The organism is Promicromonospora soli (assembly GCF_014653785.1).
GTDB lineage: Bacteria > Actinomycetota > Actinomycetes > Actinomycetales > Cellulomonadaceae > Promicromonospora > Promicromonospora soli.
Map to the genome: position 1 here is coordinate 712,721 of NZ_BNAS01000002.1, position 25,903 is coordinate 738,623.

The following is a 25,903-nucleotide window of genomic DNA, read 5'->3' on the forward strand; positions in this document are numbered from 1 at the left end:
CACTTCGTCTCCTGGGCCACCATCTCCGTGCCCGACGCCGGCCGCCCGGTAGGGCGATCGGCGTCGGCGCTCGCAAGCTCGTTCCTCAGATGTCGAGGAACCGCACGTCCTTGGCGTTGCGTTGGATGAAGGTGCGGCGGGACTCGACGTCCTCGCCCATGAGGATCGAGAAGATCTCGTCGGCCGCGGCCGCGTCGTCCATGGTCACCTGCAGCAGCGTCCGGTGGTCCGGGTCCATCGTGGTGTCCCAGAGCTCGGAGTAGTCCATCTCACCCAGGCCCTTGTAGCGCTGGATGCCGTTGTCCTTGGGGATCCGCTTGCCCTGTGCGACGCCGGCCTCGAGGAACGCGTCGCGCTCCCGGTCCGAGTAGACGTAGTCGTGCGGGGCGTTGCTCCACTTGAGCCGGTACAGCGGCGGCTGCGCGAGGTACACGTGGCCGTGCTCGATGAGGGGACGCATGTACCGGAACAGCAGCGTGAGCAGCAGGGTGCAGATGTGCTGGCCGTCGACGTCGGCGTCGGCCATGAGCACGATCTTGTGGTACTTGAGCTTCGAGATGTCGAAGTCCTCGCCGATGCCCGTGCCGAACGACGTGATCAGCGCCTGGACCTCGGCGTTGGACAGCGCCTTGTCGAGCCGCGCGCGCTCGACGTTCAGGATCTTGCCGCGCAGCGGCAGGATCGCCTGGTTGTGCGGGTTGCGCCCGCGCACCGCAGAGCCGCCCGCCGAGTCGCCCTCGACGATGTAGATCTCGCACTCGTCGGGGAACCGGGACTGGCAGTCCTTGAGCTTGCCAGGCATGCCGCCGCCGTTGAGGATGCCCTTGCGGCGGGTGGCCTCGCGCGCCTTGCGGGCCGCGATCCGGGCCTGCGAGGCCTGGATCGCCTTGCGGATGACGTCGCGAGCCTCGTTCGGGTGCGCGTCGAACCAGTCGACGAGCTGCTCGCGCACCACGCGCTGCACGAAGGTCTTGGCCTCCGTGTTGCCCAGCTTGGTCTTGGTCTGGCCCTCGAACTGCGGCTCGCCGAGCTTGACGGAGATGACGGCGGTGAGGCCCTCGCGGATGTCGTCACCCGTGAGGTTGTCGTCCTTCTCCTTGATGATCCCCTTCTCGCGCGCGTAGCTGTTGACCAGCGTGGTCATCGCCGCGCGGAAACCCTCCTCGTGCGTTCCGCCCTCGGTGGTGGAGATCGTGTTCGCGAACGTGTGCACCGACTCGCTGTAGGCGCTGGTCCACTGGAGCGCGACCTCGACGGCGATCTTGCGCTCCGTGTCCTCGCTCTCGAACGAGATCACCTCGGGGTGGATCAGCTCCACCCGCTTCGCGGAGTTGAGGTGGTGCACGTAGTCCATGAGGCCGTGGTCGTACTTGAACGTGACGGTGCGCCAGTTCGCCGGCTCCTGGCCCGCGTCCTGAGCGTGTCCGTCGCCGTCCGACGCACCGTCGGTCCCGACGACCGCCCCGACGCCGTCTGCCGCGATCACGGGCTCTGCGCCGGTGACCTCGTCCGTCGCGGAGGAATGGCCCGCCCGCTCGTCGGTCAGCGTGATCTTCAGGCCCTTGTTGAGGAACGCGTACTGCTGGAACCGGGCTCGGAGCGTCTCGAAGTCGTACTCCGTGGTCTCGAAGATCGACCCGTCCGCCCAGAAAGTCTGCGTGGTTCCGGTGTGCTCGTCCGGGCCGAGGGGCTCGAGCCGGTCGACGCCGGTGACCGGGTTGCCGCCCTCGGTGTACTCCTGGCGCCAGTGGTACCCGTCGCGGCGTACCTCGGACACGAACCGGTAGCTCAGCGCGTTCACCACGGACATGCCGACGCCGTGCAGGCCGCCGGAGACGGCATACCCGCCGCCGCCGAACTTGCCGCCGGCATGCAGGATCGTCATGACCACCTCGAGCGTGGGCTTGCCCTCGGTCGGGTGCATCGCGACCGGGATCCCTCGGCCGTCGTCAGTTACGCGCACTCCGCCGTCGGGCATGAGGCGTACGTCGATCTCCGTGGCGTGGCCCGCGAGGGCCTCGTCCACAGCGTTATCCACAATCTCGTACACAAGGTGGTGGAGCCCACGCTCACCGGTCGATCCGATATACATGCCCGGTCGCTTACGAACGGCCTCGAGACCTTCCAGGACTGTGATGTTCCCGGCGTCGTAGCCGCCGTCGATTCGCTCTGTCACGGGCGGGGTTGCTCCTCGTCTTTCAGGCACACGATGTGCACGACGACGGACGCGCCAGCGGCTGCACGAGCGGCTCGGACCCAGTAGGGGTCCATGCCGTGCTCGGGGTGCTGACGTACGGTCCGACGGCTCGTCGGTGCTCAGCGTTCCGGGTCCTCAGGACGGTCCTGGGAACCCGGCGCGGTTGACCCCCTCATACTACCTTCTGAGCGGCGAAAACCCGGGATCCGAGGCCGTTTGTGGCCACTCCTCCACAACCTTTCTCCACAGGGTGTTTCTTGAGGTCCTGGAGCGGTTCCAGGGCAGCCGCCCGGCCCTCGATCGGAGCTCGATCGGGCCTGAGTGCGGTCCGTCGGCAACCGTTTTCAGTCGACCGTCCGCGCCGCGCCCCTGGACCCCACCGGATCGCGGACTTCGAGCGGCGAATCCTCTGCGATCGTCATGCCCACGTCTGTCGAAGGTCAGAAGATTTGTACACAGAGGGTGACATTTCGTTCATTTACTGTTTTCTGCTCTAATAGCGCGCATCGGTCACACGCGCAACTTCGCGCAGTCTCTTCGAAGGGCAACTCTGTGAAGAAGCTTCTAGCCGGCGGAACTCTCGCCGTTCTGGTTTTCGGCGGCTTTGTCGCCACCGCTGCCCCCGCATCGGCGCACAAGCCCGATGCCGTTGGAGTCTGCGACGCCGCGGCCAACGTCTCCTATGTCTCTGCTGATGCGGTCATGTACCCGGCCGACGCCAGTGTCGTCGTAACCATCGATGGCACGCAGGTCGAAGCGGGCACGTTCGAAGAGATCGGCTACAAGTCTGGTAGCAACCAGACGCAATACGAGTACAGCTACTCCAACAAGTTCGACACTCTCGACCCGACGATCGACCACACGTGGTCCGTCTCGTTCGACTCGCCCGATGGCCAGGGCGTCAAGGAATTCGGCGACACCATCGCTGCTTGCGTCCAGGCAGCACCGACCCCGGAGCCGTCGCCGAGCGAGCCCCCGGTCACCGAGCCCGAGCCCTCGGAGGAGCCGACGCCGGAGCCGAGCGCCACGCCCAGCGAGGAGGCCGTGGTGCCGTCCGCCGAGCCGTCCGCGTCGCCCAGCCCCGCCGCTGAGGAGCCCCCGGTGCTCGCCGCGACCGGTGCGACCGTCGGTGGCGCCATCGCGTTCGCGGCGCTGCTCGCCGCCGGTGGCATCGCCCTGGTCTGGGCCCGCAAGCGCATGCAGAACGCCTGAGCAAGTACACCCCAGGCTGCGCTGAGGCGCCGCTGAACTGAGAAGGGCTCCCCGGCCTCGGCCGGGGAGCCCTTTTTGCGTCTCCCTCCGCCGGTGCGCGACCGCCGCCCGAGCCCGACCCGAGATCAGCCCCAGGTGTCCCGCGGCCCCGGTCCGCGCACGGAACGAGGACCCCGGCGGAACCCGGGTCCGGCCGGCCCGAGGACGGTGACTTCCTCGACCACGCCCTCCCCGATCTCCTCCGCCATGCGCCGCACCAGCGTCGGTGCGAGCAGACGAAGCTGGGTTGCCCAGGCCGTCGAGTCCGCGCGCACCACGAGCACCTTGTCCTCGAACGTCTCGGGCGTGCAGTGGTCGGCAATCTCCGGACCTACGACCTCCCGCCACCGGCCCATGACGCCCCCGACCGACACCTCCTCGGTCCAGCCCTTCTCGCGCAGGAGCCGGCCGACCACCGACCCGAGAAGCTGCGGGTCCCGGGCACCCGGACCCGATCCGCTCGACCGGGGCTCGGCCAAGGGCGAGCGGCGCGAGGGGGATCCGGGCCGCAGCCCGCGCGCCCGGGCCGCTGCCTTGGCGCGATTCAGTGCGGCCCGTGCCACCTCCGAAGCCGGCGTCAGGCTGGGCTCAGAGTTATCCACAGGCCCCTGTGGAGATTCGTCAGTCACGGGTCACCGTCCCGGGTTCCACGTGAAACCGTACGCCGTCGAGCACCTTCGGGATGTCCTCGGGCACTGCTGCCGTCACCAGCACCTGACGGGCCGGGAGCACCAGGTCCGCAAGCCGCTCCCGGCGTCGGACGTCGAGCTCGGCGAACACGTCGTCGAGGATCAGCACCGGGTCGGCGTCGGTGCCCAGATCGGGGTCCCAGAATGCGGGTGAATCCGCCGAATTCTGCGGATCTCCGCCGAGGAGACGGAACGATGCGAGCCGCAGCGCGAGCGCAAACGACCAGGATTCGCCATGGCTCGCGTAGCCCTTCGCGGGCAGTCCGCCGAGGGTCAGGACCAGGTCGTCCCGGTGCGGGCCGACCAGGCTCACTCCTCGCTCGAGCTCCTGCGGCCGAGCCGACACGAGAGCCTCCAGGAGCAGGTCACGCAGGTGTCCGACGTCCGCAAAGTTATCCCCAGAGCCTGTGGATAACTCCGGTGGATTACCCTCCGAGAGCGCCGGCAGAGAGGATCGATATGCAATCTCCGCGTCCCCGTCGGCATCGCTCACCTGCTCGTACGCAGAGGCGACGGCCGGTCGCAATGCGTCGACGAGCTGGACCCGGAGTGACAGGATCTCCGCACCGAGCTCGGCCAGCCTGGCGTCCCATACATCGAGTGTCGCCAGCTCGGCTGCCGCGGCATTCTCGGACCGCGACGAGCCGCCGGAACGGCGTGACGCCCGAGCCGACTTGAGGAGCGCGGAACGCTGCCGCAGCACCCGCTCGTAGTCGGAGAGCACGGCGGACACCCGCGGCATCATCAAGACCAGGAGCTGGTCCAGGAACCGCCGTCGGCCGTCCGGATCTCCCTTGACCAGGGCGAGGTCCTCGGGCGCGAAGAGAACCGTGCGCAGCAACCCGAGGATGTCCCGCGCGCGCACCGGCTGGCCGCGGTTGATCCGGGCGCGGTTCGCCTTTCCCTGCGTGATCTCTACCTCTACGGTGCTCGCACGATCGCCGCGGACGATCCGCGTCCGCACAACGGCGCGGTCGGCACCTGACCGGACGAGAGGCGCGTCCGTGGCCACACGGTGCGAACCGAGGGTCGCGACGTAGCCGATCGCCTCGACGAGGTTGGTCTTGCCCCGGCCATTGCGTCCTACGAACGCGTTGACTCCGGGCTCAAGCTCCACGTCGACCGACGCATACGACCGAAAGTCCAGTAGGGAGAGGTGGGAGACGTACATCGGTAGGAGATCGTACGTCCCGGCCGCTACTCCGCCGACTTCACCGCGTGCCCGCCGAACTGCTGGCGCAGCGCGGCCACGGCCTTCATAGCCGGCGACTGCTCCTGGCGGGAGGCAAAGCGTGCGAAGAGAGCGGCGGAGATCACGGGAAGCGGGACAGCCATGTCGATGCCCTCGTCCACGGTCCAGCGGCCCTCACCGGAGTCGTCCACCCAGTCGTCGAGGAGGGCGAGCTTCGGGTCCTGCTCGAGCGCCTTGACCATGAGGTCGAGGAGCCAGGAGCGGACGACCGTGCCGCGGCTCCATGCCCTGATGGTGCCGTGTACGTCGGTGATGAGATCCGACTTGGCGGCCAGCAGCTCGTAACCCTCGGCGTATGCCTGCATGAGTCCGTACTCGATGCCGTTGTGGACCATCTTGGCGTAGTGGCCCGCGCCCACGCCGCCGGCGTGGACGAAGCCCTCCTCGCGGGGGCCATCGGGACGCAGTGCGTCGAAGACCGGCATGACGCTCTCCACGTCCGCGGCCGCTCCACCGACCATCAGGCCATAGCCGTTGTCGAGACCCCAGACGCCGCCGCTGACACCGACGTCGAGGTAGCCGATGCCGTTCTTGGCAAGTTCCGCGGCCCGCTCCTGGTCCTCCACGTAGTGGGAGTTGCCACCCTCGATCACGATGTCGCCCTCGGAAAGGATCTCACCGAGGTCGTCGAGCACGCCCCGGGTGGGGTCGCCCGCCGGAACCATGACCCAGACGACCCGCTTCTCCTGCGGAAGTGCGGCGGCGAGGTCTGCGAGCGTAGCGACGTCGGACACCTCCGGCCGCGGGTCGAAACCGGTGACCTCGATACCGCCCTTGCGCAGGCGGGACCGCATGTTGTTGCCCATCTTCCCCAGGCCGACCAGGCCGATGTGGGTGACCATGTGCGTGAATCCTCCAGGGTCGTTCGACGGGCTCGCTCGTGGCGGCCGTCCTTGGTGCAGCCCGTGTAGCAGGCTGCCGGTGATCGTGGGGCTGTCGGGACCGTCCGTCGGACGACCCCCGACTGTCAGCCGGTGAAACGGATCGGAACCAGCAGGTACCGGTAGGCGGAGTCGTCCTCGCCGTCCAAGCTGCCCTGGCCGGTGAACTCGACCGGCTTGTTGGGGTGGGTGAACGACAGCCGGACGAAGTCGGTGCCCAGCGCGCCGAGCCCGTCGAGCAGGAACTGGGGGTTGAACGCTACCGCGATGTCCTCACCCACCAGAACGGCCTCCAGGGCCTCCGACGCCTGCGCGTCGTCCCCCTGCCCGGCGTCCAGCACGACCTGCCCCTCGCTGAACGAGAGCCGGATCGGCGTGTTGCGCTCGGCGACCAGGCTCACGCGCTTTGCCGCTTCGATCAGGGGAGCGGTGGCGACCACTGCATGGATGGGCGTGCTGTCCGGGAACAGCCGGCGGACAGCGGGGTAGTCGCCCTCGACCAGCTGGGAGGTGGTCTGTCGGCCGCTGGCCTCGAAGCCCACAAGATCCAGCCCCTGGCCTGTGGACAGACCGACGTTCACGAGACCGCCGCCCGAGCCGAGGGACTTGGCGACGTCGTTCAGCGTGCGTGCGCGCACGAGTGCGACGGCGGAGAAGCCCGGCGTTGCCGGGGTCCACGTCAGCTCACGCAGCGCGAGGCGGTAGCGGTCCGTGGACAGGAGCGTGATGCGCTCGCCCTCGATCTCCACGCGGACGCCGGTCAGCAGCGGCAGGGTGTCATCACGGCTTGCAGCGACCGTCACCTGCGCGACCGCGTGCGTGAACGCATCGCCCGAGACGGTGCCGCTGACCTCTGGTAGGCCCGGCAGTGCGGGGTACTCGTCCACAGGCATGGTGAGGAGTGTGAACCGGCTGGCGCCACAGGTGACGATCACCTTGCTGCCTTCGAGCGACACGTCCACAGGCTTGTTGGGCAGTGCCCGGGAGATCTCTGCCAGCAGACGCCCCGAGACCAGGACCGTGCCTGGCTCGGCGACCTCGGCGGGGATCTCAGACCGCGCGGAGGTCTCGTAGTCAAAGCTCGCGAGGTTGATCACGCCCTCGGCAGCGGCCTCGATCCGGACGCCGGCGAGCACGGGAGCCGGCGGGCGCGTGGGGAGCGTGCGAGCGGTCCATGTCACGGCATCGGCGAGGACATCGCGCTCGACCCTGAACTTCATGCCGTTGCATCTCCTCTTGTTCCTGGACTGTCGAGGGAAACCCTACGCGAGTTGCTGACCGGGCGGCACTCGGTACGCCGACCTGTGGATGGACATCCCGTTGCTCCTCGTACTAGTGTTCGAACCGGTGTGCCGAGCGCTCGAACCGCCTGATGAAGGCGTGTGGATTCCCTCTTAGAGATAGATGTCGTAGTAGTAGTCGGTGCTGTGGAAACTGGGGAAATCGTGTCTTTCCGCAGGTCAGAGGCAATTTCCTCCTGTGGAGGAGCTGTGGGTCTATCTGTGCATGAACTGGGGACCCTTGTGGACGGCCAGTTTTTACACACAGGCTGTCCACCGATTGGGGGGTCGCTGCCCACAGAAATCGGGGGTTCATCCACACCCATCCACAGGCTTGTCCCCAGGTGTGTATGGGCAGGTCAGCGGTGTGGGCCGAGTTCTGCACAGAGTGTGTCCACAGCACTGGGGATGACCGGACCAGAGTGGCCACAATCCGCGGATCCACATGTGGATAGACCTGTGGAGGTGCGGATACGCAACACCCCCGCGCACCGGTGAGGCTGTGCACAGGGGTGTGGAAAGGTGTGGAACCGGGCTGGATGTCCGATTTCTAGGCGGTCTGAGCGCCTCGGGGCTCGTAGGTCAGCCGCGCTGCTGCTGCTTGATCCGGCTGGTGAGTTCTGTGACCTGGTTGTAGGTCGAGCGGCGCTCCGCCATCTGGCCGGCGATCTTCTTGTTCGCATGCATGACCGTGGTGTGGTCGCGCCCGCCGAACTGCTGGCCGATCTTCGGCAGCGACAGGTCCGTGAGCTCGCGGCACAGGTACATGGCGATCTGGCGGGCGGTCACCAGAACGCGGGAGCGCGAGGAGCCGCACAGGTCCTCGATGGTGAGGCCGAAGTAGGCGGCTGTCTGGGCGATGACGACGGCTGGGGTGATCTCAGCGGTGTCGTCGTCGTCGGTGATGAGGTCCTTGAGGACTATCTCCGCAAGTGCCAGGTCCACCTGCTGCCGGTTCAGGTTGGCGAACGCGGTGACCCGGATCAGCGCACCCTCGAGCTCCCGGATGTTCGTCGAGATCCGCGAGCCGATGTACGAGAGGACGTCGGCCGGCACGTCGAGGTGCTCGCTCGCGGCCTTCTTCCGCATGATCGCGATACGCGTCTCGAGGTCAGGCGGCTGGACATCGGTGATGAGGCCCCACTCGAAGCGCGAGCGGAGCCGGTCCTCGAAGCCGTTGAGCTGCTTGGGCGGAACGTCGGAAGTGATCACTACCTGCTTGTTCGCGTTGTGCAGCGCGTTGAAGGTGTGGAAGAACTCCTCCATCGTCTGCTCCTTGCCCTGCAGGAACTGGATGTCGTCGATGAGGAGCACGTCGACGTCGCGGTACCGACGCTGGAACGCGCCGGCCTTGCCTTCGCCGATGCTGTTGATGAAGTCGTTGGTGAACTCCTCGGAGTTCACGTACCGCACCCGGATGTGTGGGTAGAGGTTGTGGACGTAGTGCCCGATGGCATGCAGCAGGTGGGTCTTGCCCAGCCCCGAGTCGCCGTAGATGAAGAGCGGGTTGTACGCCTTGGCCGGCGCCTCGGCCACGGCGACAGCCGCGGCGTGCGCGAACCGGTTGGACGAGCCGATGACGAACGTCTCGAAGATGTACTTCGGGTTCAGCCTGGTGGGCTCCGCCGACGGCTTCGGCGCCGGCTGCGGCGCGATCGGCATCTGTGCCTGCTCCGGCTCCGGCGGCTCGTGCTCGAGGGAGAGCGCGGCCGGGCCGGAGATCTGCGACGGTCCGGCGAGGGTGCTGCTGCTCAGCTCGGGATCGACGGTGATGCCGAACCGGACGTCGCGACCGAGCACCGAGGACATGGCAGAGACCAGGTCGTCGCGGACCGCCGTCTCCAGATAGGTGCGGGTCTGCTCGTGGGGGACGGCGATGAAAACCATGTCGTCCAGCACGGCCATCGGCTTGGCCAGACGGATGAAGGCGAGCTGCCGGGGGCTCATGTCGGGCCGGGCCTCGAGCGCCGTCAGGGTCTGTGCCCAGACGTCACCGATGTTCTCGTCCGGGTTGGCCACTGGCTTTCCTTCGTCTCGTGCGTGGGGTGGTGCGCGATGCTGGGGGTGTGTTGGAGTCTGCCATGATGGGGCACCGTCCACACAGTTGTCCACAGGTTGTGGATTGCGCGGAACGTCGCTGGGTAAGTGGTATGCGGGCCCCTGCCGGAGGCATCCGGAAGCCCTGTCATCGCGCGCGATGTGGCGCGTCCGACACGCATGTTGCCGCCGTTCTGGTTTGACCCGGAGGGGCCCGGCGGCGTAACGTCAGACAGCCGTTCCAGGTACTTCTGCGCGCCCACACATGGATTCGAGCCACGTCCTCTGACGTCGGCGACGACCTGTGGACCAGGCCCCGGGTCGGCGAGGCCGATCGCTGTATTGAACGGCCAACTTTCACTGCATCGTCGAGGACAGACGGTGTGCCTACCCCGACGTTCTTGGAGTACCTCGTGAGCAAGCGGACCTTCCAGCCGAACACCCGCCGTCGTGCGAAGACCCACGGCTTCCGGCTGCGCATGCGCACCCGCGCCGGCCGCGCCATCCTGGCGGACCGCCGTCGCAAGGGTCGCGCCGAGCTTTCAGCCTGACATGTTGCCCGCGGCGCACCGTTTGCGCCGTTCCGTCGACTTCGAGCGGACGGTGCGTCGCGGCACGCGTGCAGGTCGATCGACCTTGGTGGTTCACCTTCTCATTCCGGACGAAAACGTCTCGGAAACGGGATCGGGAACTCCACAGGTCGGTTTTGTCGTTTCCAAGGCTGTGGGTAACTCCGTGCAGCGCAACCTGGTGAAGCGTCGGCTCCGTGCCGCCGCGTTCGGGCACCTCTCGGTGCTGCCGACCTCCGCGCGCGCCGTCGTCCGCGCGCTGCCGCCGTCGGCCGGCGCCACGTACGCGGATCTCGACCGCGACCTCGACTCGTGCTTACGCCGTGCCGTCGCACGCGCAGCCGGAGACGGGAAGAGATGACCACGATCCCCGCACCCGGGGGCGAGGCGCCGCCTCGCGAACCCTCGCTGATCGGCCAGCTCCCGGTGACCCTCCTTGTGGGGATGGTCCGCTTCTACCAGGCGTTCATCAGCCCGATGAGCCCCCCGAGCTGTAAGTACTACCCGTCCTGCTCGCAGTACACCCTGATCGCGCTACGGCGCCACGGTGCGCTGCGCGGGCTGGGTCTCGCGCTGTGGCGCCTGCTGCGGTGCAACCCGTGGAGTCTCGGCGGCGTCGACGACGTGCCGCCCGCGCGCGGCGCGCACACCCACGCCGAGGGCTGACCTGCCCCGGCTCGTGCCGCCGTAAACGACACCGCACCTACCGCAGACTTCGCGTCACCAACTCTGGAGCTTCCTGACCGATGGACTTCTTCGCTTTCCTCTGGCCGATCGAATGGGTCGTCGCCTGGATCATCTACGGGTCCCACTGGGTCTTCACGACGCTCGGTCTGGCTGCGGGCCCAGGCACAGCATGGGTCTTGTCGATCGTCGCCCTGGTGATCGTGATCCGGATCGTGCTCATCCCGCTCTTCTTCAAGCAGATCAAGGCGTCGCGCGGGATGCAGATGATCCAGCCCGAGCTACAAGCCGTGCAGAAGAAGTACAAGGGCAAGACGGACCCGGCGTCCCGCGAGAACATGACGCGCGAGACGATGGAGCTGTACCGGAAGCACGGGACCAACCCGTTCGCCTCCTGCATGCCGATCCTGCTGCAGTCGCCGATCTTCTTCGCGCTGTTCCGGGTACTGAACGGCCTGGAGGGCATCTCAACGGGTGACGCGGATCCGATCGGCCCGATCACCCGCTCGGTCGCCGGTGACATCGAGTCGTCCACTCTCTTCGGCGCGCAGCTGAGCGACGTCTTCCTGCAGACCGACTCGTGGGTCTCGCGTACCGTCGTCATCGTGCTCATCGTCGCGATGAGCGTCACGACCTTCACCACGCAGCGTCAGCTGACGATGAAGAACATGCCGCCGTCGGCCCTCGAGGGCCCCATGGCGCAGACGCAGAAGATGATGCTGTACATGCTGCCGCTCGTCTTCGCGATCTCCGGCGTGAACTTCCCGGTCGGTGTCCTGATCTACTGGACGGTGACCAACATCTGGTCCATGGGCCAGCAGTACTACACGATCAAGCGCATGCCGACGCCAGGCTCCATCGCTGAGAAGCAGATGAAGGAGCGGCAGGCGGCGAAGGCCGCAAAGCGCGCTGCCAAGAGCGGCGAGGTCATCGAGGACGAGATCCCGGTCGTCGAGGAGCCGAAGAGCGGCCAGCGGGTCCAGCCCAAGCGCAAGAGCCGGCAGAAGAGCCCGGCCCCGACGCGTCCGGCCATCGCGCAGTCGGCACCGCAGGACGCCCCGGATGCGACGACCGGGAAGCAGCCGGGGGCCAAGCCCAAGCAGTCCGGTACGACGTCCAGCACGCAGCCCGGCTCGAAGCCCAAGCAGCCTGGTACGGCGCCGGGGGCAACCCCGACGTCGTCGGGCAAGCGCAAGCAGAAGAAGTAGGAGGAAGACGCGATGAACGCGAGCACAGGTACGGCCGTGCCCGATCCCACGGCTCCGGTCGCGGATCCGGAGGACCGCACCAAGCGCCTCGAGGAGGAGGGCGAGATCGCTGCCGACTACCTCGAGGAGTTCCTCGACATCGCTGATCTCGATGGCGACATAGATCTCGACATCAAGCACGACCGGGCGGCGGTAGAGGTGGTTGCCGACGACCCCAAGTCGCTCGCGCACCTTATCGGTCAGGACGGCGAGGTGCTCGACGCGATGCAGGAGCTCACGCGCCTGGCGGTCCAGACCCGCACGGGGGAGCGGAGCCGGCTGATGCTCGACATCGGCGGCTACCGTGCCGCACGTCGGGTCGAGCTCACGCAGATCGCCGAGGAGGCGATCGAGGAAGTGCGGGCGTCCGGCGAGGAGGTCGAGCTCGAGCCGCTGAATGCCTTCGAGCGCAAGGTCGTGCACGACGCCGTCGCAGCGGCAGGCCTGGTCAGCGACTCGCGGGGCGTCGAGCCCGAGCGGTATGTCGTGGTCCAGCCCGCCGAGACGTCGGCCACGGTCACGGACTGAGCCACTGGGTGTGGCCGAGGGCCGGTGTGCGTCCTGAGGACGTGTACCGGCCCTCGGTGTGTTCGGCTTCTTTTTGACAGCGAGTGGAGGACGGGACGTGGAAGGTTCGGACGTGGCACGGCAGGGGGAGTCTGCTGCCGGCGCTGAGGTGCCCGACGCCGAGACGCTCGGCGTGAGCGACGCGGTCAAGGCATACCTGGGCAACGCGTACGACGGCGTCGCGCACTACGCGGACCTGCTCCGCGACCAGGGAGAGCTGCGTGGGCTGATCGGACCGCGGGAGGTTTCGCGCATCTGGGAGCGGCACATCCTGAACTCCGCCGCGGTGGTGCCGTACCTGCCCGCGACGGGTTCGGTGGCGGACATCGGTTCGGGGGCGGGGCTGCCCGGCGTGGTGGTCGCGGTGATGCGCCCCGAGCTCGAGGTAATCCTGATCGAACCGATGGAGCGACGGACGACGTGGCTCGCTGAGGTCGTCGCTGAGCTCGGTCTCACGAACGTCCAGGTGAAGCGGGGGCGGGCGGAGGAGTTCCACGATGCGTTCGAGGTCGACGCGGTGACGTCCCGGGCCGTGGCCGCACTGTCGAAGCTGGTGCGGATGAGCATGCCGCTCGTCAGGGTGGGCGGTGAGATGGTGATCCTCAAGGGACGTAGCGTCGAGCAGGAGGTAGAGCCGGCGCGGAAGCTGCTGCGGAAGTACGCCGCCGGCACACCCGAGATCCTGGAAGGCGTCACGGTTGAGGGCGTCGAGTCGACGACGATCGTCCGGGTGCGTCGCGGGAAGTAGTTCGCTCGAGATCGATGTTTCACGTGGAACGGGAGCCGATGCCTGAGGGCGACGGCTCCCGTTCTGGTCTGTCCGGGCCTCGGCGCTCGTAGAGGACTGCAGCGCATGCGGCGGCCGCGCCTGTCGAAATGGATGTCCCAGTGGTTGGCCTCGGCGGTGTACAGGATTCCCGCGCCGGAACGGAGAGGCGTGGCCCGAGAGCGTCTGGCGCACCGGCTGCTTGGCGGAACGGTACGGGGAGACGTTGTGGTCGTCGCGCCCTCCACTCGACGTCCAGCTGGTGCCCCGCAGTGCTTGGTTGACTGACGGCCTGGGCGGGTGGGAGGTCGCGGTGGCGCTAGCGGGGTCGCGAAGGCATGGAAGCGTGCGGTGGTGCAGGCTGCGATCAGAGTTTTGGATCGCGTGATGGTTCGACGGGACGTCTGCCGGCGTGGGACGCGGTTGGGCAGGCTGAGGATCAGCGCCGCCCGTTTCACGTGAAACGGGCGGAATGCATCGGTCGCGTGGGGGAGCGGCGATACGCCAGCAGCGGGCCTCGGTGCTCGGAGAGCCGTCTGCGGACGATCGGCTACGTCGAGGCCGGGGCTCGTTTCAGTGGTGACCGTCGTACCAGTGGCGCACGTTGCGTGTTTCACGTGAAACGTGCTGACTGAGCAAAGCAGGAATCCTGCGGATCAGGACGATCAGGTGTGTGGTGAGTTCGGATCGCGGGGTGTCAGAGCGATTTCCCGTTGAACTGTCGATCTGATCCCTCCGGGGTCGGCGTTTCGACGCCGCTGAGCAGGCACGCGACCGTAGCGTTGCGCGGGTGTGCTTCTTCAGACGAAAGTCCAAGCGAGTAGCGGCAGCTGCGCCTGTTGCGACGCCGGCTGCGTCGGCAGCGGCGTCCGACTCGTCCGTCTCGGAGCCGCCCTCTGCGGCCGGGGAGCCCTCTGCTGATACGGCACCGGCATCGTTGGTGGCCGCGCGGACTGATCGGCCGGCATCGGGCGCCGACGCGATTCCCGGACAGCAGACCACCGATGCACCTGCCACGGAGCCGCCGGACGCCTCGGTCGAGGACGGAACGAGCGAGAGCCTGGAAGCGGCATCGGAGTCGCAAGCGGATGCGCGATCCCGCGAGGCGGCGGAGGGCGAGCCGAAGACGCTCCCGCGGTCGGACGAGTCCGAACGGACGCCCGGCGTGTCCCAACCGTCCAGCTCCGCCCCAGTCGCTCTGACTGGAGGAACTCCTGGCGACGAGAGCTTCGAGGCCGGTTCTGATGCGGGAGAACGCGAGGGGAGTGGCGCGGGATCGGCCGAGCCCTCGAGGTCGGCCGAGCCGACGAGCCCGGGGGAACCGACGCAGCCCGAAGAGCCTGAGGACGCGGAAATACCGTCGTCAGTAGACATGGCTCCGCCGCAGTCCGAGATCGTGCGCACGGGCCCTCGCGATGAGGTCTGGGGTCAGGATCGCCCCGGTCGGGAAGGGGAGAGCGCCACCGCGCTGAACGAGTTGATCGAGTCCGTGACGATGTCCGCATCGGCAGGGCATGAGATGGCCGCCGAATTGGCCGAGGCAGGGGAGATCGACGACGTGACAGGCGTGCTGGAACAGCAGTCGGGCAACGCAGACAGGGCGGCCGACGTAGAAGACCGGGCGGCCGACATAGAAGGCAGAGCGGCCGACGTAGGAGCGGCAGATGTGGATCCGGATCTGATGGACGAGCTTCCCTCGGATCGGCCGGTGCCGGCAGACGCGATCAAGCGTGCGAGCGAGGCACTCGACGCAGCGGTCAACGCCGCGCCCGCGGTGATCGGTTCCACCGGGTTTGTGGACGATGACGAGGCCGTGGCGTTCGTCGACTCGGAACTCACACATTTCGACGGAGAATCTGGGTCGGAGGCCGAGCCAGAAGACGTGGCCAGCGATTACAGTGTCCGCGTGACGGATCCGATTCCTGTGCAGAGCCTCTCCGCTCCCGACGTTTCACGTGAAACGTCTGGGTCCGTGCAGACGCCCCTTGGCACCCAGCAGCCCACGGGCGGCCCGCACGGTAGCGATGACGAGCGGCGGTCGGCCCTCATCGCAACCGTCCCGGCCGTTGACGAAACGACTCCTGTCGCCGCCGAGCTCGCGATGGACGCTCGCCGACGCATCGAACTTCAGGGGCGGCGGTTCCCACGCCCGCCGAAGACCCGCATCATCACGGTGGCAAACCAGAAGGGCGGCGTCGGCAAGACGACGACCACGGTGAACGTCGCCGCGGGCCTGGCGCAGTCCGGCCTGAACGTCCTCGTCATCGACAACGATCCGCAGGGCAACGCCTCGACGGCACTAGGCATCGAGCACCGTGCGGGGACTCCGTCGGTCTACGAGGTCCTCGTTGAGGGCGAGTCCCTGGCGAGCACCGTGCAGCAATGCCCGGACGTTCCCAATCTCTGGGGCGTGCCTGCGACGATCGACCTCTCCGGCTCCGAGATCGAGCTCGTCTCTCTGGTTTCACGTGAAACCAGGCTCCGCAAGGCGATCGACAAGTATCTCGCTGACCGGCTCGCTGCGGGCGAGGAGCGGATCGACTACGTTCTCATCGACTGCCCGCCGAGCCTTGGGCTGCTGACGGTCAACGCCTTCGTAGCGGGCCGTGAGGTCTTCATTCCCATCCAGTGCGAGTACTACGCGCTCGAAGGCCTGAGCCAGCTGCTCAAGACGATCGACCTGATCCGGTCACACCTGAACCCTGAGCTTCGCGTCTCGTCGATCCTGCTGACCATGTACGACGGTCGCACCAACCTGGCGCAGCAGGTCGCAGGCGAGGTCCGGTCGCACTTCCCGGCCGAGACCTTCAAGACGACGATCCCGCGTTCGGTGCGGATCTCCGAGGCTCCGAGCTACGGCCAGACGGTGATGACGTACGACCCGACGTCGACGGGCGCACTCGCGTACCTTCAGGCGTCCCGTGAGCTCGCCGAGCGTGGTCAGGGCGGCTCGAGCCCGCGCCGCGCGATGAAGGCGGAGCCAGTCGGAGCGCAGGATTGATGGTCCGCAGTGACGAACGGGGCGCGATGCGCCTCGTGATGATGGAGATGAAGCCTGTCCGCGCTCGGCGTCGGACCGAAACCGACGAGGAGACACGATGAGTGCGAAGCGACGCGGGCTCGGGCGGGGCCTGGGCGCCCTGATCCCGACGGGTCCTGAGCTGGACGAGCAGGCACCCGGTGCGGGGTTGGGCGAGTCGGACGGCGCCGACGGCGCGCTGGGCGGCTCGGTCGCGACCGTCGTCGAAGAGCGACCGTCACCGGCGCTTGCCCCGACGGACGAGGTTCCGGTGAGCACAGTGTCGGTCGGCACGGTCTCGACGGAGTCGGTGCCGGAGAAGAGGATCGTCAAGAACACCGGTCCCCGCCCGAGCACGGTGAAGTGGGACTCCGCGATCGCGAGCGGCCGGCTCTCGGTTGCCAACGAGGCAGCGGAGGGTGGCGGCGGCTCGGCGCTCGACGACACCTTCTTCAGCCGGGAGCAGGGTGCGTCCGACGCTGTTTCACGTGAAACACCGGAACTTGTTCCCGTGCCGGGCGCGCGCTTCGCGGAACTGCCCGTCACCGCGATCCGCCCGAACACGTGGCAGCCGCGGACGGTCTTCGACGAGGGTGACCTCGACGAGCTGGTCGAGTCGATCCGGGAGATCGGCGTCCTTCAGCCGATCGTCGTTCGCCCCGACAAGGAGCACCCCGGTGAGTACGAGCTCATCATGGGTGAGCGGCGCTGGCGCGCAACGCAAGCCGCCGAGCTCGAGACGATTCCCGCGATCGTTCGCGACACCGACGACGGAGACATGCTCCGGGACGCGCTGCTGGAGAACCTGCACCGCGCGGATCTGAACCCGCTCGAAGAGGCGGCGGCCTACCGCCAGCTCCTCGACGACTTCGGCTGCACGCACGAGGAGCTCGCCACGCGCATCGCGCGTAGCCGTCCGCAGATCTCGAACACCTTGCGTCTGCTGCGGCTGCCCCCGCTGGTGCAGCGCCGTGTCGCAGCCGGTGTGCTGTCGGCCGGCCACGCACGCGCCCTCCTCGGCCTGAGCGACGGCGCGGAGATCGAACGGCTCGCGCAGCGCATCGTGTCGGAGGGGCTCTCGGTGCGTGCGACCGAGGAGATCGTGATGCTCACGGAGTCTGACGGCAGCGGTACCAAGACGCGCAAGGCGCCGCGGGCCGGTACGCGCAGCGAGGCCGTGGACGAGCTGGCGACGCGGCTCTCCGACCGGTTCGAGACGCGGGTCAAGGTGGCGCTCGGGAAGAACAAGGGCCGCATGACCGTCGAGTTCGCCTCGGTCGAGGACCTCAACCGCATCCTCAACGTCATGGCACCCGACGAGCGGGGTCTGCTCAAGGCGACGCCTGACGCCTGACGCGCTAGACAGCACACGGCTCCGGGCCGGCACCCCCTGCGGGAGGTGCCGGCCCGGAGCCGTTGTGCGCACGGGCCGCCCCACGCGCTATCGCGCAGGCGTCAGGGCGGTGTCGACTATGGCGCGGTACAGGGACGACAGTTCGTAACCGCTCGCCGCTACGGCCTGGGGCAGAAGTGACATCTCTGTCATACCCGGCGCGACATTGACCTCAAGGATCTGGGCGACGCCGGACCGGTCGAGGATCAGGTCTGTGCGGGAGAGGTGTCGCAGGTGCAGCGCCTCGTGTGCGCGCACGGCGGCGTCGGCCACGAGGGTTGCCTGCTCCGCGGTAAGGCGCGCTGGTGCGAAGAACTCGGTCTCGCCGGCGACGTAGCGAGCGGCGTAGTCGTACCCGCCGTCGGCCACGATCTCAACGGCGGGGAGGGCCTCCGGCCCGTCCGGGCCGTCGATCACGCTGACCGCCAGCTCGACACCGTCGATCGCCTGCTCGATGAGTGCGGTCTCGCCGTAGGCGAAGCACTCCACCATCGCGCGAGCGAGGTCCTCGGCGCGGGTCACGACGGTGACGCCGAGCGCGGAGCCGCCCTCGGTCGGCTTGACCACCAGCGGGAGCCCGAGGCGTCGCACTATCGTGTCGAGCACCGGCTGCGCGCCGAGATCACGGAAGAGGCTCTGGGGGAGCGTCACGTAGTCGGGCGTCGCGAGCCCGGCGTCGAGCAGGGCAGCCTTCGAGATCGGCTTGTTCCACACCACGCGGCTGGCGCGCGGACCCGTGCCGACATAGGGGAGGCCGACCATGTCGAGCACGTCGCGGACCGAGCCGTCCTCACCGGAGGCGCCGTGCAGCAGCGGCCAGACGACGTCGGGCCGGGTCTCGCGGAGGAACGCCAGGAGGTCGGCGTCGACGTCGTGCAGCACGACCTCCAGGCCGGTGGCGCGCAGCGCCTCCGCGACCCGGCGCCCCGATCGGAGTGACACGTCCCGTTCGTGCGACAGGCCGCCGGCGAGGACAACGACCAGGGGAGCGCCTCGCGCGGCGTCCGGCCGGGCAGGCGCGGCGGGTGCGCCCGTGGGTGCGTCGGACGGGGCGGGGGCGGAACTGGTCATCGAGGACTCACTCGGTCGGGATCTATGGTCAACGGCTCAGCTGCCATCGTGTCAGACGCGCAGGTCACCCGGGCGACCTGCGCATCGGACACGGAACGGCGCGTCACGCCAGGTCGGGAGCCGGGCCCTCGACGTCGTCCGTGTCGGGGTCGGGCTGCGCGGAAGTGCCGAAGATCTGCACCAGCTCGGACTCGCCGTTCACGACGCCGGCCAGCCTGCGTACGCCCTCGCGGATGCGTTCCGGCGTGGGGAAGCAGAAAGAGAGGCGCATGTGGTCGGAGCCGCTGCCGTCGTAGTAGAACGCCGTACCCGGGACGTACGCGACGCGCGCGGTGACCGCGCGGGGCAGCATCGCGCGGGCGTCGAGACCGTCGGGAAGCCGCACCCAGACGAAGAAGCCACCGTTCGGTACGTTCCACGAAGCACCGGGCAGGTACTCACCGAGCGCGCCGACGAGGGCGTTGCGCCGCTCGCGGTACATCTCGCGGTAGGCCTTGATCTGCGCCTTCCAGTCGCACGTCTCGAGGTAGGTCGCCACGGCGAGCTGCGAGGCGTTCGACGGCGACAGGACCGCCGACTCGCTCGCGAGCACGAGCTTGTCGCGCACCGCGTGCGGAGCAATCACGAAGCCCACGCGGTAGCCCGGCGCGAAAGTCTTGGAGAAGGAACCGAGGTACAGGACGCCGTCGGTGTCGTAGGAGCGCAGCGCGGGCAGCAGCTCGTCGTCGAACCCGAGGAGGCCGTACGGGTTGTCCTCGACGACGAGGACGCCGTGCCGGCGGCAGATCTCCAGCACCTGCGGCCGGCGCTCGGCGGACAACGAGACGCCCGCAGGATTTTGGAACGTCGGGACCGTATAGAGAAACTTCACGCGGCGGCCCTCGGCCGCCAGGCGGGTGAGCGTCGCCTCGAGCTCGGCCGGGACCAGGCCGTCGGCGTCGAGGGGCACCTGGACGACGTCGGCCTGGTAGGACCGGAACACGCCCAGCGCCCCCACGTACGACGGCGCCTCGGCGATCACGACGTCCCCCGGGTCCACGAAGATGCGGGTCACGAGGTCGAGCGCGGACTGCGAGCCGGTGGTGACGACGACGTCGTCGGCGTGGGCGGACACGCCCTCGAGCGAGACGACCTGCGTGATGTGCTCGCGCAGCACCTCCTCGCCCTGGCCGGAACCGTACTGGAGGGCAGTGGTGCCCTTGGTGGCGATGAGTCGCTGCATGGTGTCGGCGATGACGTCGAGGGGCAGGCCCTCGAGGTACGGCATGCCGCCTGCCAGTGACACGACCTCCGGGCGGTTCGCCACCGAGAAGAGTGCCCGGATCTCCGAGGCGCGCATGCCGTGCGCTCGCGCCGCGTACGAACCGAACCACGGGTCGAGGCGGTTACCGGCAGTCTCGGGAAGCTCGTTCACGCGGCCCAGTCTCGCATGCAGGCGGTGTGCTACCCAGTGTCCGTTCGTGGCGAAACGGTGAGATTACGCGGCTCCGAGGCGGTTCCGACGCCGATTCCGACGGTGTTCCGACGCAGAAGAGCGCGCGTCCGATGCCGCACCCGATCGGTGATCAGGTGGGACGGACACGCGCTCTACCGAGCGGTGCGCGAAGCGATCAGCCCGCGAGGACCTCGTCGATCTCCTCGGTCAGCGCGCGCTTCGGCCGGGCGCCGATGATCGACTTCACGACCTCGCCACCCTTGTAGACGTTGAGCGTCGGGATCGACACGATGCCGTAGTCCATGGCGGTCTGGCGGTTCTCGTCGGTGTCGAGCTTGACGATCTTGATCTTGCCCTCGTACTCGTCGGACAGCTCCTCGAGGATCGGCGCCACCATGCGGCACGGGCCGCACCAAGTGGCCCAGAAGTCGACGAAGACAGGAATGTCAGAGTCGAGGACCTCGGCCTTGAAGGTGTCGTCGGTGACCGTGATGGTGCTCATCCAGCATCTCCTTGTTCGTGGCCCTGGGGGCCGAGTGGGGCGGGTCGGGTTGAAGCCGGCCGGAAGGTCAGTCGTTCAGCGAATCGAGGTACGCCTGGGCATCGAGTGCTGCGGAGCAGCCCGAGCCGGCGGCCGTGATCGCCTGGCGGTAGGTGTGGTCCACGACGTCGCCGCAGGCGAAGACGCCGGAAAGGTTGGTGCGAGTGCTGCGGCCCTCGACGAGGATGTAGCCGTTCTCGTCCAGGTCGACCTGGCCCTTGACCAGGTCGGTGCGGGGCTCGTGGCCGATCGCGATGAACAGGCCGCTCGCGTCCATGTCCCGGATATCGCCGGTGACCGTGTCGCGAAGGCTGAGGCCCGAGACCTTGTTCTCACCGGTGATGCCGGCGACCTCGCTGTTCCACGCGAACTCGATCTTCGGGTCCGCGATGGCACGCTCGGCCATGATCTTCGAGGCGCGCAGGCCGTCGCGGCGGTGCACCACAGTGACCTTCGAAGCGAAACGGGTCAGGAACGTGGCTTCCTCCATCGCGGAGTCACCACCACCGACCACGACGATGTCCTGGTCGCGGAAGAAGAAGCCGTCGCACGTGGCGCACCACGAGACGCCGCGCCCGGAGAGGCGCTTCTCGTCGGGCAGGCCCAGCTCGCGGTAGGCGGAGCCGGTCGCCAGAATCACGGAGCGGGCGCGGTAGGTGTCGCCGCCGCCCGTCACGATCGTCTTGATGTCGCCGCTGAGCTCGACCTGCTCGGCGTCGTCCCAGATGACCTTGGCGCCGAACTTCTCCGCCTGCTCGCGCATGGCGTCCATCATGTCGGGACCCTGGATCCCGGCGGGGAAACCGGGGAAGTTCTCGACCTCGGTCGTGTTCATCAGCGCGCCGCCGGCGGTGACCGAGCCCGCGATGACTACGGGCGCAAAGCCGGCACGCGCCGCGTAGATCGCGGCGGTGTAACCCGCGGGGCCGGACCCCACGATGACGACGTCGAGCACGGGGGCGTCGGTGGTCCCGGCAGCCGGAGCTGTGGTCTGTTCGGTCAAGGCGGTCTCCTCGAGTTCCATGGGCACACGCAACAACACGCGGGCGGGTCCCAGTGTTCCAGCCGATGTCGTCCATGGCTCGGCCGTGGGCGTGAGTCTCGCCACACAATATCGACATACTTCGATGGATGGGACCCCCGGGCCGGTACCGGAACACGAGAGCGGCCCCGGGCCGGCACTCCCAATGCGGGAATGCGGGCCCGGGGCCGTTCTCGGTGTTCCGGTGACATCTCGGCGAAGCCGTCAGCTGAGCACGACCTCGTTCAGCTCGAGCCGGAAGCCGTCGGAGACCTGCGGTAGCTCGGTGATCCAGATCGTGAACGCATCGCTCACCACCGGCTCGGTCAGCTCGAACGTGGTGGTCTCAGAGAACGTGCCCTCGGCGAGCACCTCTCCGCCCTCTCCGCCCTCGAGGATCTGCACCGTGCCGCCAGGGGTGTTGGTGAGGAGCTCGACCTTGGTGACCGACGCCGGCTCGCGGAGCTTGAGCTCCATCCCCAGCGCGTCCTTGTAGCCACCGAACGCCGCCTGCTGGTAGGTGGTCGTGTAGTAGAACGTGGCTGGGTCGGTGTCGTAGGCGAGCTCGACCTTCTCCGGGTGGTCGATCGTGTCACCCTCCCACTCCAGGTTGCCCAGCAGGGTGGCGGAGTCGATCACCGGACGCGCCTCAGTCTGCGCGGGAGGGGATGCCTCGCTGCTGCCCTCTCCCTCGTCACCCGTGCCCGCGGTGGAGGTCGCCGCGGGCGTCGGCGACGCGTCGGCGATCACATCGGGGGTCGGCGAGAGCACGGCGTTGATGGCCCAGATCAGGCCGGCCACGACGGCGACGCCGACGAGACCCAGCACGATCGGCGTCGGGTTCACGCCGCCGCGCTTGGGCGCGGGCTGCGTGGCGAACCCAGCATCCTGCTCGTAGTAGCCGCCGTTGGGGTCGAAGCCGCCGGGGGCGTACTGCGGCGGGTACTGCTGGGGCGCCTGCTGCGCGTACGCCTGGTCGTATCCCGGCTGGGGCTGTGCGACCGGCTGGCCGAACTGGTCGTAGCCCGACGACCCGCCCTCCGGGGGCGGGGGCGGCACCGGGGCGTGCTGCCCGTAGGCCTGCGGCTCATAGGTGTACTCGTTCTGCGGCTCCGGGTAGCCGGCGGGCACGCTGCCCGCCCCCGTCGCGATGGTCTCGTCGGTGCGTGCGATCCGGCCGGAGACGGGACGCCGCGCGGGCGGTGTCCCCTCGCCGCTGAAAGCGTCGGCGATGGACTGCCGTCGCGGACCCTCCGGCTCGGGCTGCACAAATCCAGGCAGCGATGCCACTACGGAAACCTCTCCCCACGGCTGGAGAGCCGTGGTCACGTCGTCGGGGTTCATCGGTCCGTCGGTGCCGCCGGACGCGTCGAACGTCCGGGCCACCAGGGCGTCGATGTCGGTGTCCACGTGGGGCACCAAAGTGGACAGTGGCGCCACAGCGCCTGAAGCGTCGACCTGCGCGGGCAGCGGGATCAGGGTGTCCTTCGCGATCCAGCCGGCCTCGAGATCGCTGCCGGGCCAGCGCGCCGTCATCGCGTAGTAGAGCAGGGCGACAAGTCCCTGGGCGTCGAGCAGCGCGGGCTTCACGTTCAGCGTATCGCCCGAGGCGAGGCCGCCGTCGAGCCCCAGGCCGGTGACCCGGACCCGGTGGCCGTCGATCCGCACGGCCTCGGGGCGCAGCGCCGTGTGGTGGACACCGCGGGCGTGGGCCACGCCGAGGGCGGCAGCCGCCTCACCGACGATCGCCCGGGCCTGCTGCTCGTCCACCAGGCCGCTCGAGACGATCTCGGTCAGCGTGGTGCCGGTGTGCGGTTCGGTGACCACGTACTTGTGCCCGTCGGCATCGGACCCGGCGTCGAGCACCCGGACCAGGCGCGGGTCCGTCACGAGTGCCGCGCGCCGCGCGGCGTCCAGGGCGTCGTTCGCATAGTGCCCGGTCACGAGCGTCACGCGGACCTCGCGGTCCAGGATCAGGTCGTGCGCCTCCCAGGCGGTGGCCGCGGCAAGGTCGGTGGTCGTCCGCTGGCCAAGCCTGTATCTCTCGACAAGCACGCTGCCTGGCTCGACGGTGCTCACGCGGACCTCCTCGCTCGCTCGGGGGACAGTAGCAGGTACGTGACAACAGGGGTCACGTACCGTCGCCATGCTACGCGGAACGGCTGACAGTCCGCCGAAAGGTCGGCCCTACGGACGTCCCCAAGGCCAGAGGCGCCGATCACCCCTGGTGATCGGCGCCTCCGGTCCGACGGCGGAGGGCGTCAGCGCTTGAGACGCGCCAGCACCGGGGCAAGCAGCCGGTTGAGCTCCTCGACGCGGAGCAGGCGGAGCAGCACCACGTACACGGCGAGCATGACCAGGCCGCAGAGCGCCGTCACCCACAGGCCGCTGAGCATGGTGAGCACCCAGCCCTTGCCGAACGAGAGCACGTCGAACCCGCCCACCAGCTGGTACACGCCCCATCCGGCGAGGCCGGCCAGGACGGCGGCGAGGAGCGTCTTGGCGTGGAGGAGGAGGACGCGGCCGCCGTCGAGCCGCCCGCCGAGCTTCTGCCTGAGGCCACCCGTGCGCAGGAGCACCGTGATCCAGTTCGAGAGGGCGTAGGCGCCACCGGCGGCCACCACCCACAGCTCGATCGGCAGCCAGGTCTTCGCGGCGACCAGGCCGGCCACGAGGGCGAGCGTGGACGGCACGGTGATCCAGAAGACGGAGCGGCCGTCCTCGTAGGCGTAGTAGACCCACTTCATGAGGGCCATCGCGCCGAGCGGCACCAGGCCGAACGAGAGAGCGACCAGCACTGGCGCGATGAGCGCGGTGCCCTCCTCGCCCGCCGTCGGGACGATGAACGCCGTGGCCGGCGCGGCCAGCACGGTGAGCGCGGCGGTGGCGAACACGGTGAAGACGCCGATGGTGCGCAGGCCGAGGGAGAGATCGTCCCGGACGCGGTCGGTGTCGCCCTCCTGGGCGGCCTTGCTGATCCCCGTGAACAGCGCGGTGGCGATGGAGACCGTGACCAGCGAGTGGGGCAGCAGGTAGATCAGGAGTGCCTGCGTGTAGGAGCCGTTGCCGGCGACCGCCTGGAAGGGGGTGCTGGCGGCACCCGCCTCGGCCGAGACCCTGGTCAGGTAGGCGACGCCGACCTGCTCCAGGACGACCGCGGCGAACGTCCACATGGCGACCGACCCGGCCGAGCGCAGCCCGATGCCGCGCAGCCCCAGACGGAAGCGCCAGCGGAAGCCCGAGCGCAGCAGGGGGACCAGCAGCACCAGAGCCTGCGCGGCGATGCCGAGGGTGGCCGTCGCCGCCAGGAGGATCGTGCGCGGCGTGTCCCACTGGGACAGGTCGTTGATGCCGAGCTCGGGCGAGGTGCCGAACACCAGGAGAAAGACGCCGAACCCGACGACCGAGACCACGTTGTTCGCCACGGGCGCCCACATGAACGGCCCGAACTGCTCTCGTGCGTTCAGTACCTGGCCCAGCAGCGTGTACAGGCCGTAGAAGAACAGCTGGGGGATGCACCAGTAGGCGAACACGGTGCCCAGTGCGAGCTGCTCCGCCGTCCAGCCGTCCGTGTAGAGCATCACCACCCATGCCGACATGCCCGTGAGGACCGCGGTGATCGCGAGGATGCCTACGGCGGAGACCGTGAGCAGCTTGTCGATCCGCTCCTGCGAGTTGTGCGCGCGGAACGCCTTGACGATCTGCGGCACGAGGACGGCGTTCAGCATGCCGCCCGCGAGGATCGCGAACAGCACGTTGGGCAGCTTGTTCGCGACGTCGAACGCGATGGCGACGCTGCCCACCGAGCCGATGGCGGCCACGAGCATCATGTTCCGCACCAGGCCGCCCAGGCGGGAGGCGGCGGTGCCGGCGGCCATCACTATCGAGTTGCGTCCCAGGCCCCGGGAGGACGGCGGCATCGCGGGCACGCCCGGACCGCTCGCGGCTTCCGAGCTGGGGTCCGACGCTGGGTCGGTCGGTGCGGTCACGGCGTTCTCCTGGG

General features: G+C 68.5%; 21 protein-coding genes. 9 read left to right on the top strand and 12 right to left on the bottom strand.

The genetic code is table 11. The annotated features are described in order from the left end of the window. Positions 1 to 85: 85 nt before the first annotated feature. The gene (gene gyrB, locus IE250_RS09035) at positions 86 to 2,176 is read right to left on the bottom strand and encodes a DNA topoisomerase (ATP-hydrolyzing) subunit B (protein WP_189668920.1); all 2,091 of its coding nucleotides are present in this window, start codon (positions 2,174 to 2,176) and stop codon (positions 86 to 88) included. A 573-nt stretch (positions 2,177 to 2,749) separates the two neighbouring features. On the opposite strand from gyrB, the gene IE250_RS09040 reads away from it, so the two are divergent. Further along, positions 2,750 to 3,409 carry a hypothetical protein gene (locus tag IE250_RS09040; RefSeq protein ID WP_189668921.1) on the top strand — a complete coding sequence of 220 codons (660 nt, stop codon included), beginning with the start codon at positions 2,750 to 2,752 and terminating at the stop codon, positions 3,407 to 3,409. A 125-nt stretch (positions 3,410 to 3,534) separates the two neighbouring features. Here IE250_RS09040 and IE250_RS09045 read toward each other — a convergent pair whose 3' ends face one another. From IE250_RS09045 to dnaA, 5 genes are all read right to left on the bottom strand, one after another. After that, on the bottom strand, positions 3,535 to 4,050 hold the full coding sequence (locus IE250_RS09045) for a DciA family protein (protein ID WP_189668922.1): 516 nt from the start codon (positions 4,048 to 4,050) through the stop codon (positions 3,535 to 3,537). Positions 4,051 to 4,069: 19 nt separating this feature from the next. Then, positions 4,070 to 5,308, bottom strand: a complete 1,239-nt coding sequence (recF, locus tag IE250_RS09050) for a DNA replication/repair protein RecF (protein WP_189668923.1) — start codon at positions 5,306 to 5,308, stop codon at positions 4,070 to 4,072. A gap of 26 nt (positions 5,309 to 5,334) precedes the next feature. After that, the gene (gnd, locus tag IE250_RS09055) at positions 5,335 to 6,231 is read right to left on the bottom strand and encodes a phosphogluconate dehydrogenase (NAD(+)-dependent, decarboxylating) (RefSeq protein WP_189668924.1); all 897 of its coding nucleotides are present in this window, start codon (positions 6,229 to 6,231) and stop codon (positions 5,335 to 5,337) included. A gap of 125 nt (positions 6,232 to 6,356) precedes the next feature. After that, on the bottom strand, positions 6,357 to 7,490 hold the full coding sequence (gene dnaN, locus IE250_RS09060) for a DNA polymerase III subunit beta (RefSeq protein WP_189668925.1): 1,134 nt from the start codon (positions 7,488 to 7,490) through the stop codon (positions 6,357 to 6,359). A gap of 642 nt (positions 7,491 to 8,132) precedes the next feature. Then, positions 8,133 to 9,569, bottom strand: coding sequence for a chromosomal replication initiator protein DnaA (gene dnaA, locus IE250_RS09065; protein WP_189668926.1), 1,437 nt, complete (start codon positions 9,567 to 9,569; stop codon positions 8,133 to 8,135). A gap of 431 nt (positions 9,570 to 10,000) precedes the next feature. On the opposite strand from dnaA, the gene rpmH reads away from it, so the two are divergent. From rpmH to IE250_RS09105, 8 genes are all read left to right on the top strand, one after another. Then, positions 10,001 to 10,138: a 50S ribosomal protein L34 gene (rpmH, locus tag IE250_RS09070; protein WP_108493057.1), complete on the top strand. Its 138-nt coding sequence runs from the start codon at positions 10,001 to 10,003 to the stop codon at positions 10,136 to 10,138. Between the two features lies 1 nt (position 10,139). Further along, positions 10,140 to 10,517: a ribonuclease P protein component gene (gene rnpA, locus IE250_RS09075; protein ID WP_189668927.1), complete on the top strand. Its 378-nt coding sequence runs from the start codon at positions 10,140 to 10,142 to the stop codon at positions 10,515 to 10,517. After that, the gene (yidD, locus tag IE250_RS09080) at positions 10,514 to 10,822 is read left to right on the top strand and encodes a membrane protein insertion efficiency factor YidD (RefSeq protein WP_189668928.1); all 309 of its coding nucleotides are present in this window, start codon (positions 10,514 to 10,516) and stop codon (positions 10,820 to 10,822) included. The genes rnpA and yidD overlap by 4 nt, the downstream gene beginning before the upstream one ends. An 80-nt stretch (positions 10,823 to 10,902) precedes the next feature. After that, positions 10,903 to 12,048, top strand: a complete 1,146-nt coding sequence (yidC, locus tag IE250_RS09085; RefSeq protein WP_189668929.1) for a membrane protein insertase YidC — start codon at positions 10,903 to 10,905, stop codon at positions 12,046 to 12,048. A gap of 12 nt (positions 12,049 to 12,060) precedes the next feature. Continuing rightward, positions 12,061 to 12,615 (top strand): Jag family protein, encoded by a 555-nt coding sequence (locus tag IE250_RS09090; protein WP_189668930.1) that lies wholly within the window; start codon positions 12,061 to 12,063, stop codon positions 12,613 to 12,615. A 112-nt stretch (positions 12,616 to 12,727) separates the two neighbouring features. Further along, complete coding sequence (gene rsmG, locus IE250_RS09095) at positions 12,728 to 13,402, top strand: 16S rRNA (guanine(527)-N(7))-methyltransferase RsmG (protein ID WP_189668931.1); 675 nt, start codon at positions 12,728 to 12,730, stop codon at positions 13,400 to 13,402. 1,936 nt (positions 13,403 to 15,338) lie between these two features. Beyond that, positions 15,339 to 16,421, top strand: a complete 1,083-nt coding sequence (locus IE250_RS09100) for a ParA family protein (RefSeq protein WP_373301651.1) — start codon at positions 15,339 to 15,341, stop codon at positions 16,419 to 16,421. A gap of 97 nt (positions 16,422 to 16,518) precedes the next feature. Next, a complete protein-coding gene (locus IE250_RS09105; protein ID WP_189668932.1) occupies positions 16,519 to 17,793 on the top strand; it encodes a ParB/RepB/Spo0J family partition protein in 1,275 nt (424 codons plus the stop codon). An 87-nt stretch (positions 17,794 to 17,880) separates the two neighbouring features. Here IE250_RS09105 and IE250_RS09110 read toward each other — a convergent pair whose 3' ends face one another. From IE250_RS09110 to murJ, 6 genes are all read right to left on the bottom strand, one after another. Beyond that, complete coding sequence (locus tag IE250_RS09110) at positions 17,881 to 18,903, bottom strand: D-alanine--D-alanine ligase family protein (RefSeq protein ID WP_189668933.1); 1,023 nt, start codon at positions 18,901 to 18,903, stop codon at positions 17,881 to 17,883. A 103-nt stretch (positions 18,904 to 19,006) separates the two neighbouring features. Beyond that, the gene (locus IE250_RS09115; RefSeq protein ID WP_189668934.1) at positions 19,007 to 20,317 is read right to left on the bottom strand and encodes an aminotransferase-like domain-containing protein; all 1,311 of its coding nucleotides are present in this window, start codon (positions 20,315 to 20,317) and stop codon (positions 19,007 to 19,009) included. Between the two features lie 196 nt (positions 20,318 to 20,513). Continuing rightward, positions 20,514 to 20,840: a thioredoxin gene (gene trxA / locus IE250_RS09120; RefSeq protein WP_189668935.1), complete on the bottom strand. Its 327-nt coding sequence runs from the start codon at positions 20,838 to 20,840 to the stop codon at positions 20,514 to 20,516. Positions 20,841 to 20,907: 67 nt separating this feature from the next. Then, the gene (gene trxB / locus IE250_RS09125) at positions 20,908 to 21,882 is read right to left on the bottom strand and encodes a thioredoxin-disulfide reductase (RefSeq protein WP_189668936.1); all 975 of its coding nucleotides are present in this window, start codon (positions 21,880 to 21,882) and stop codon (positions 20,908 to 20,910) included. 243 nt (positions 21,883 to 22,125) lie between these two features. Then, complete coding sequence (locus IE250_RS09130; protein WP_189668937.1) at positions 22,126 to 23,979, bottom strand: protein kinase family protein; 1,854 nt, start codon at positions 23,977 to 23,979, stop codon at positions 22,126 to 22,128. A gap of 182 nt (positions 23,980 to 24,161) precedes the next feature. Continuing rightward, a complete protein-coding gene (gene murJ, locus IE250_RS09135; protein WP_189668938.1) occupies positions 24,162 to 25,889 on the bottom strand; it encodes a murein biosynthesis integral membrane protein MurJ in 1,728 nt (575 codons plus the stop codon). Positions 25,890 to 25,903: the final 14 nt, after the last annotated feature.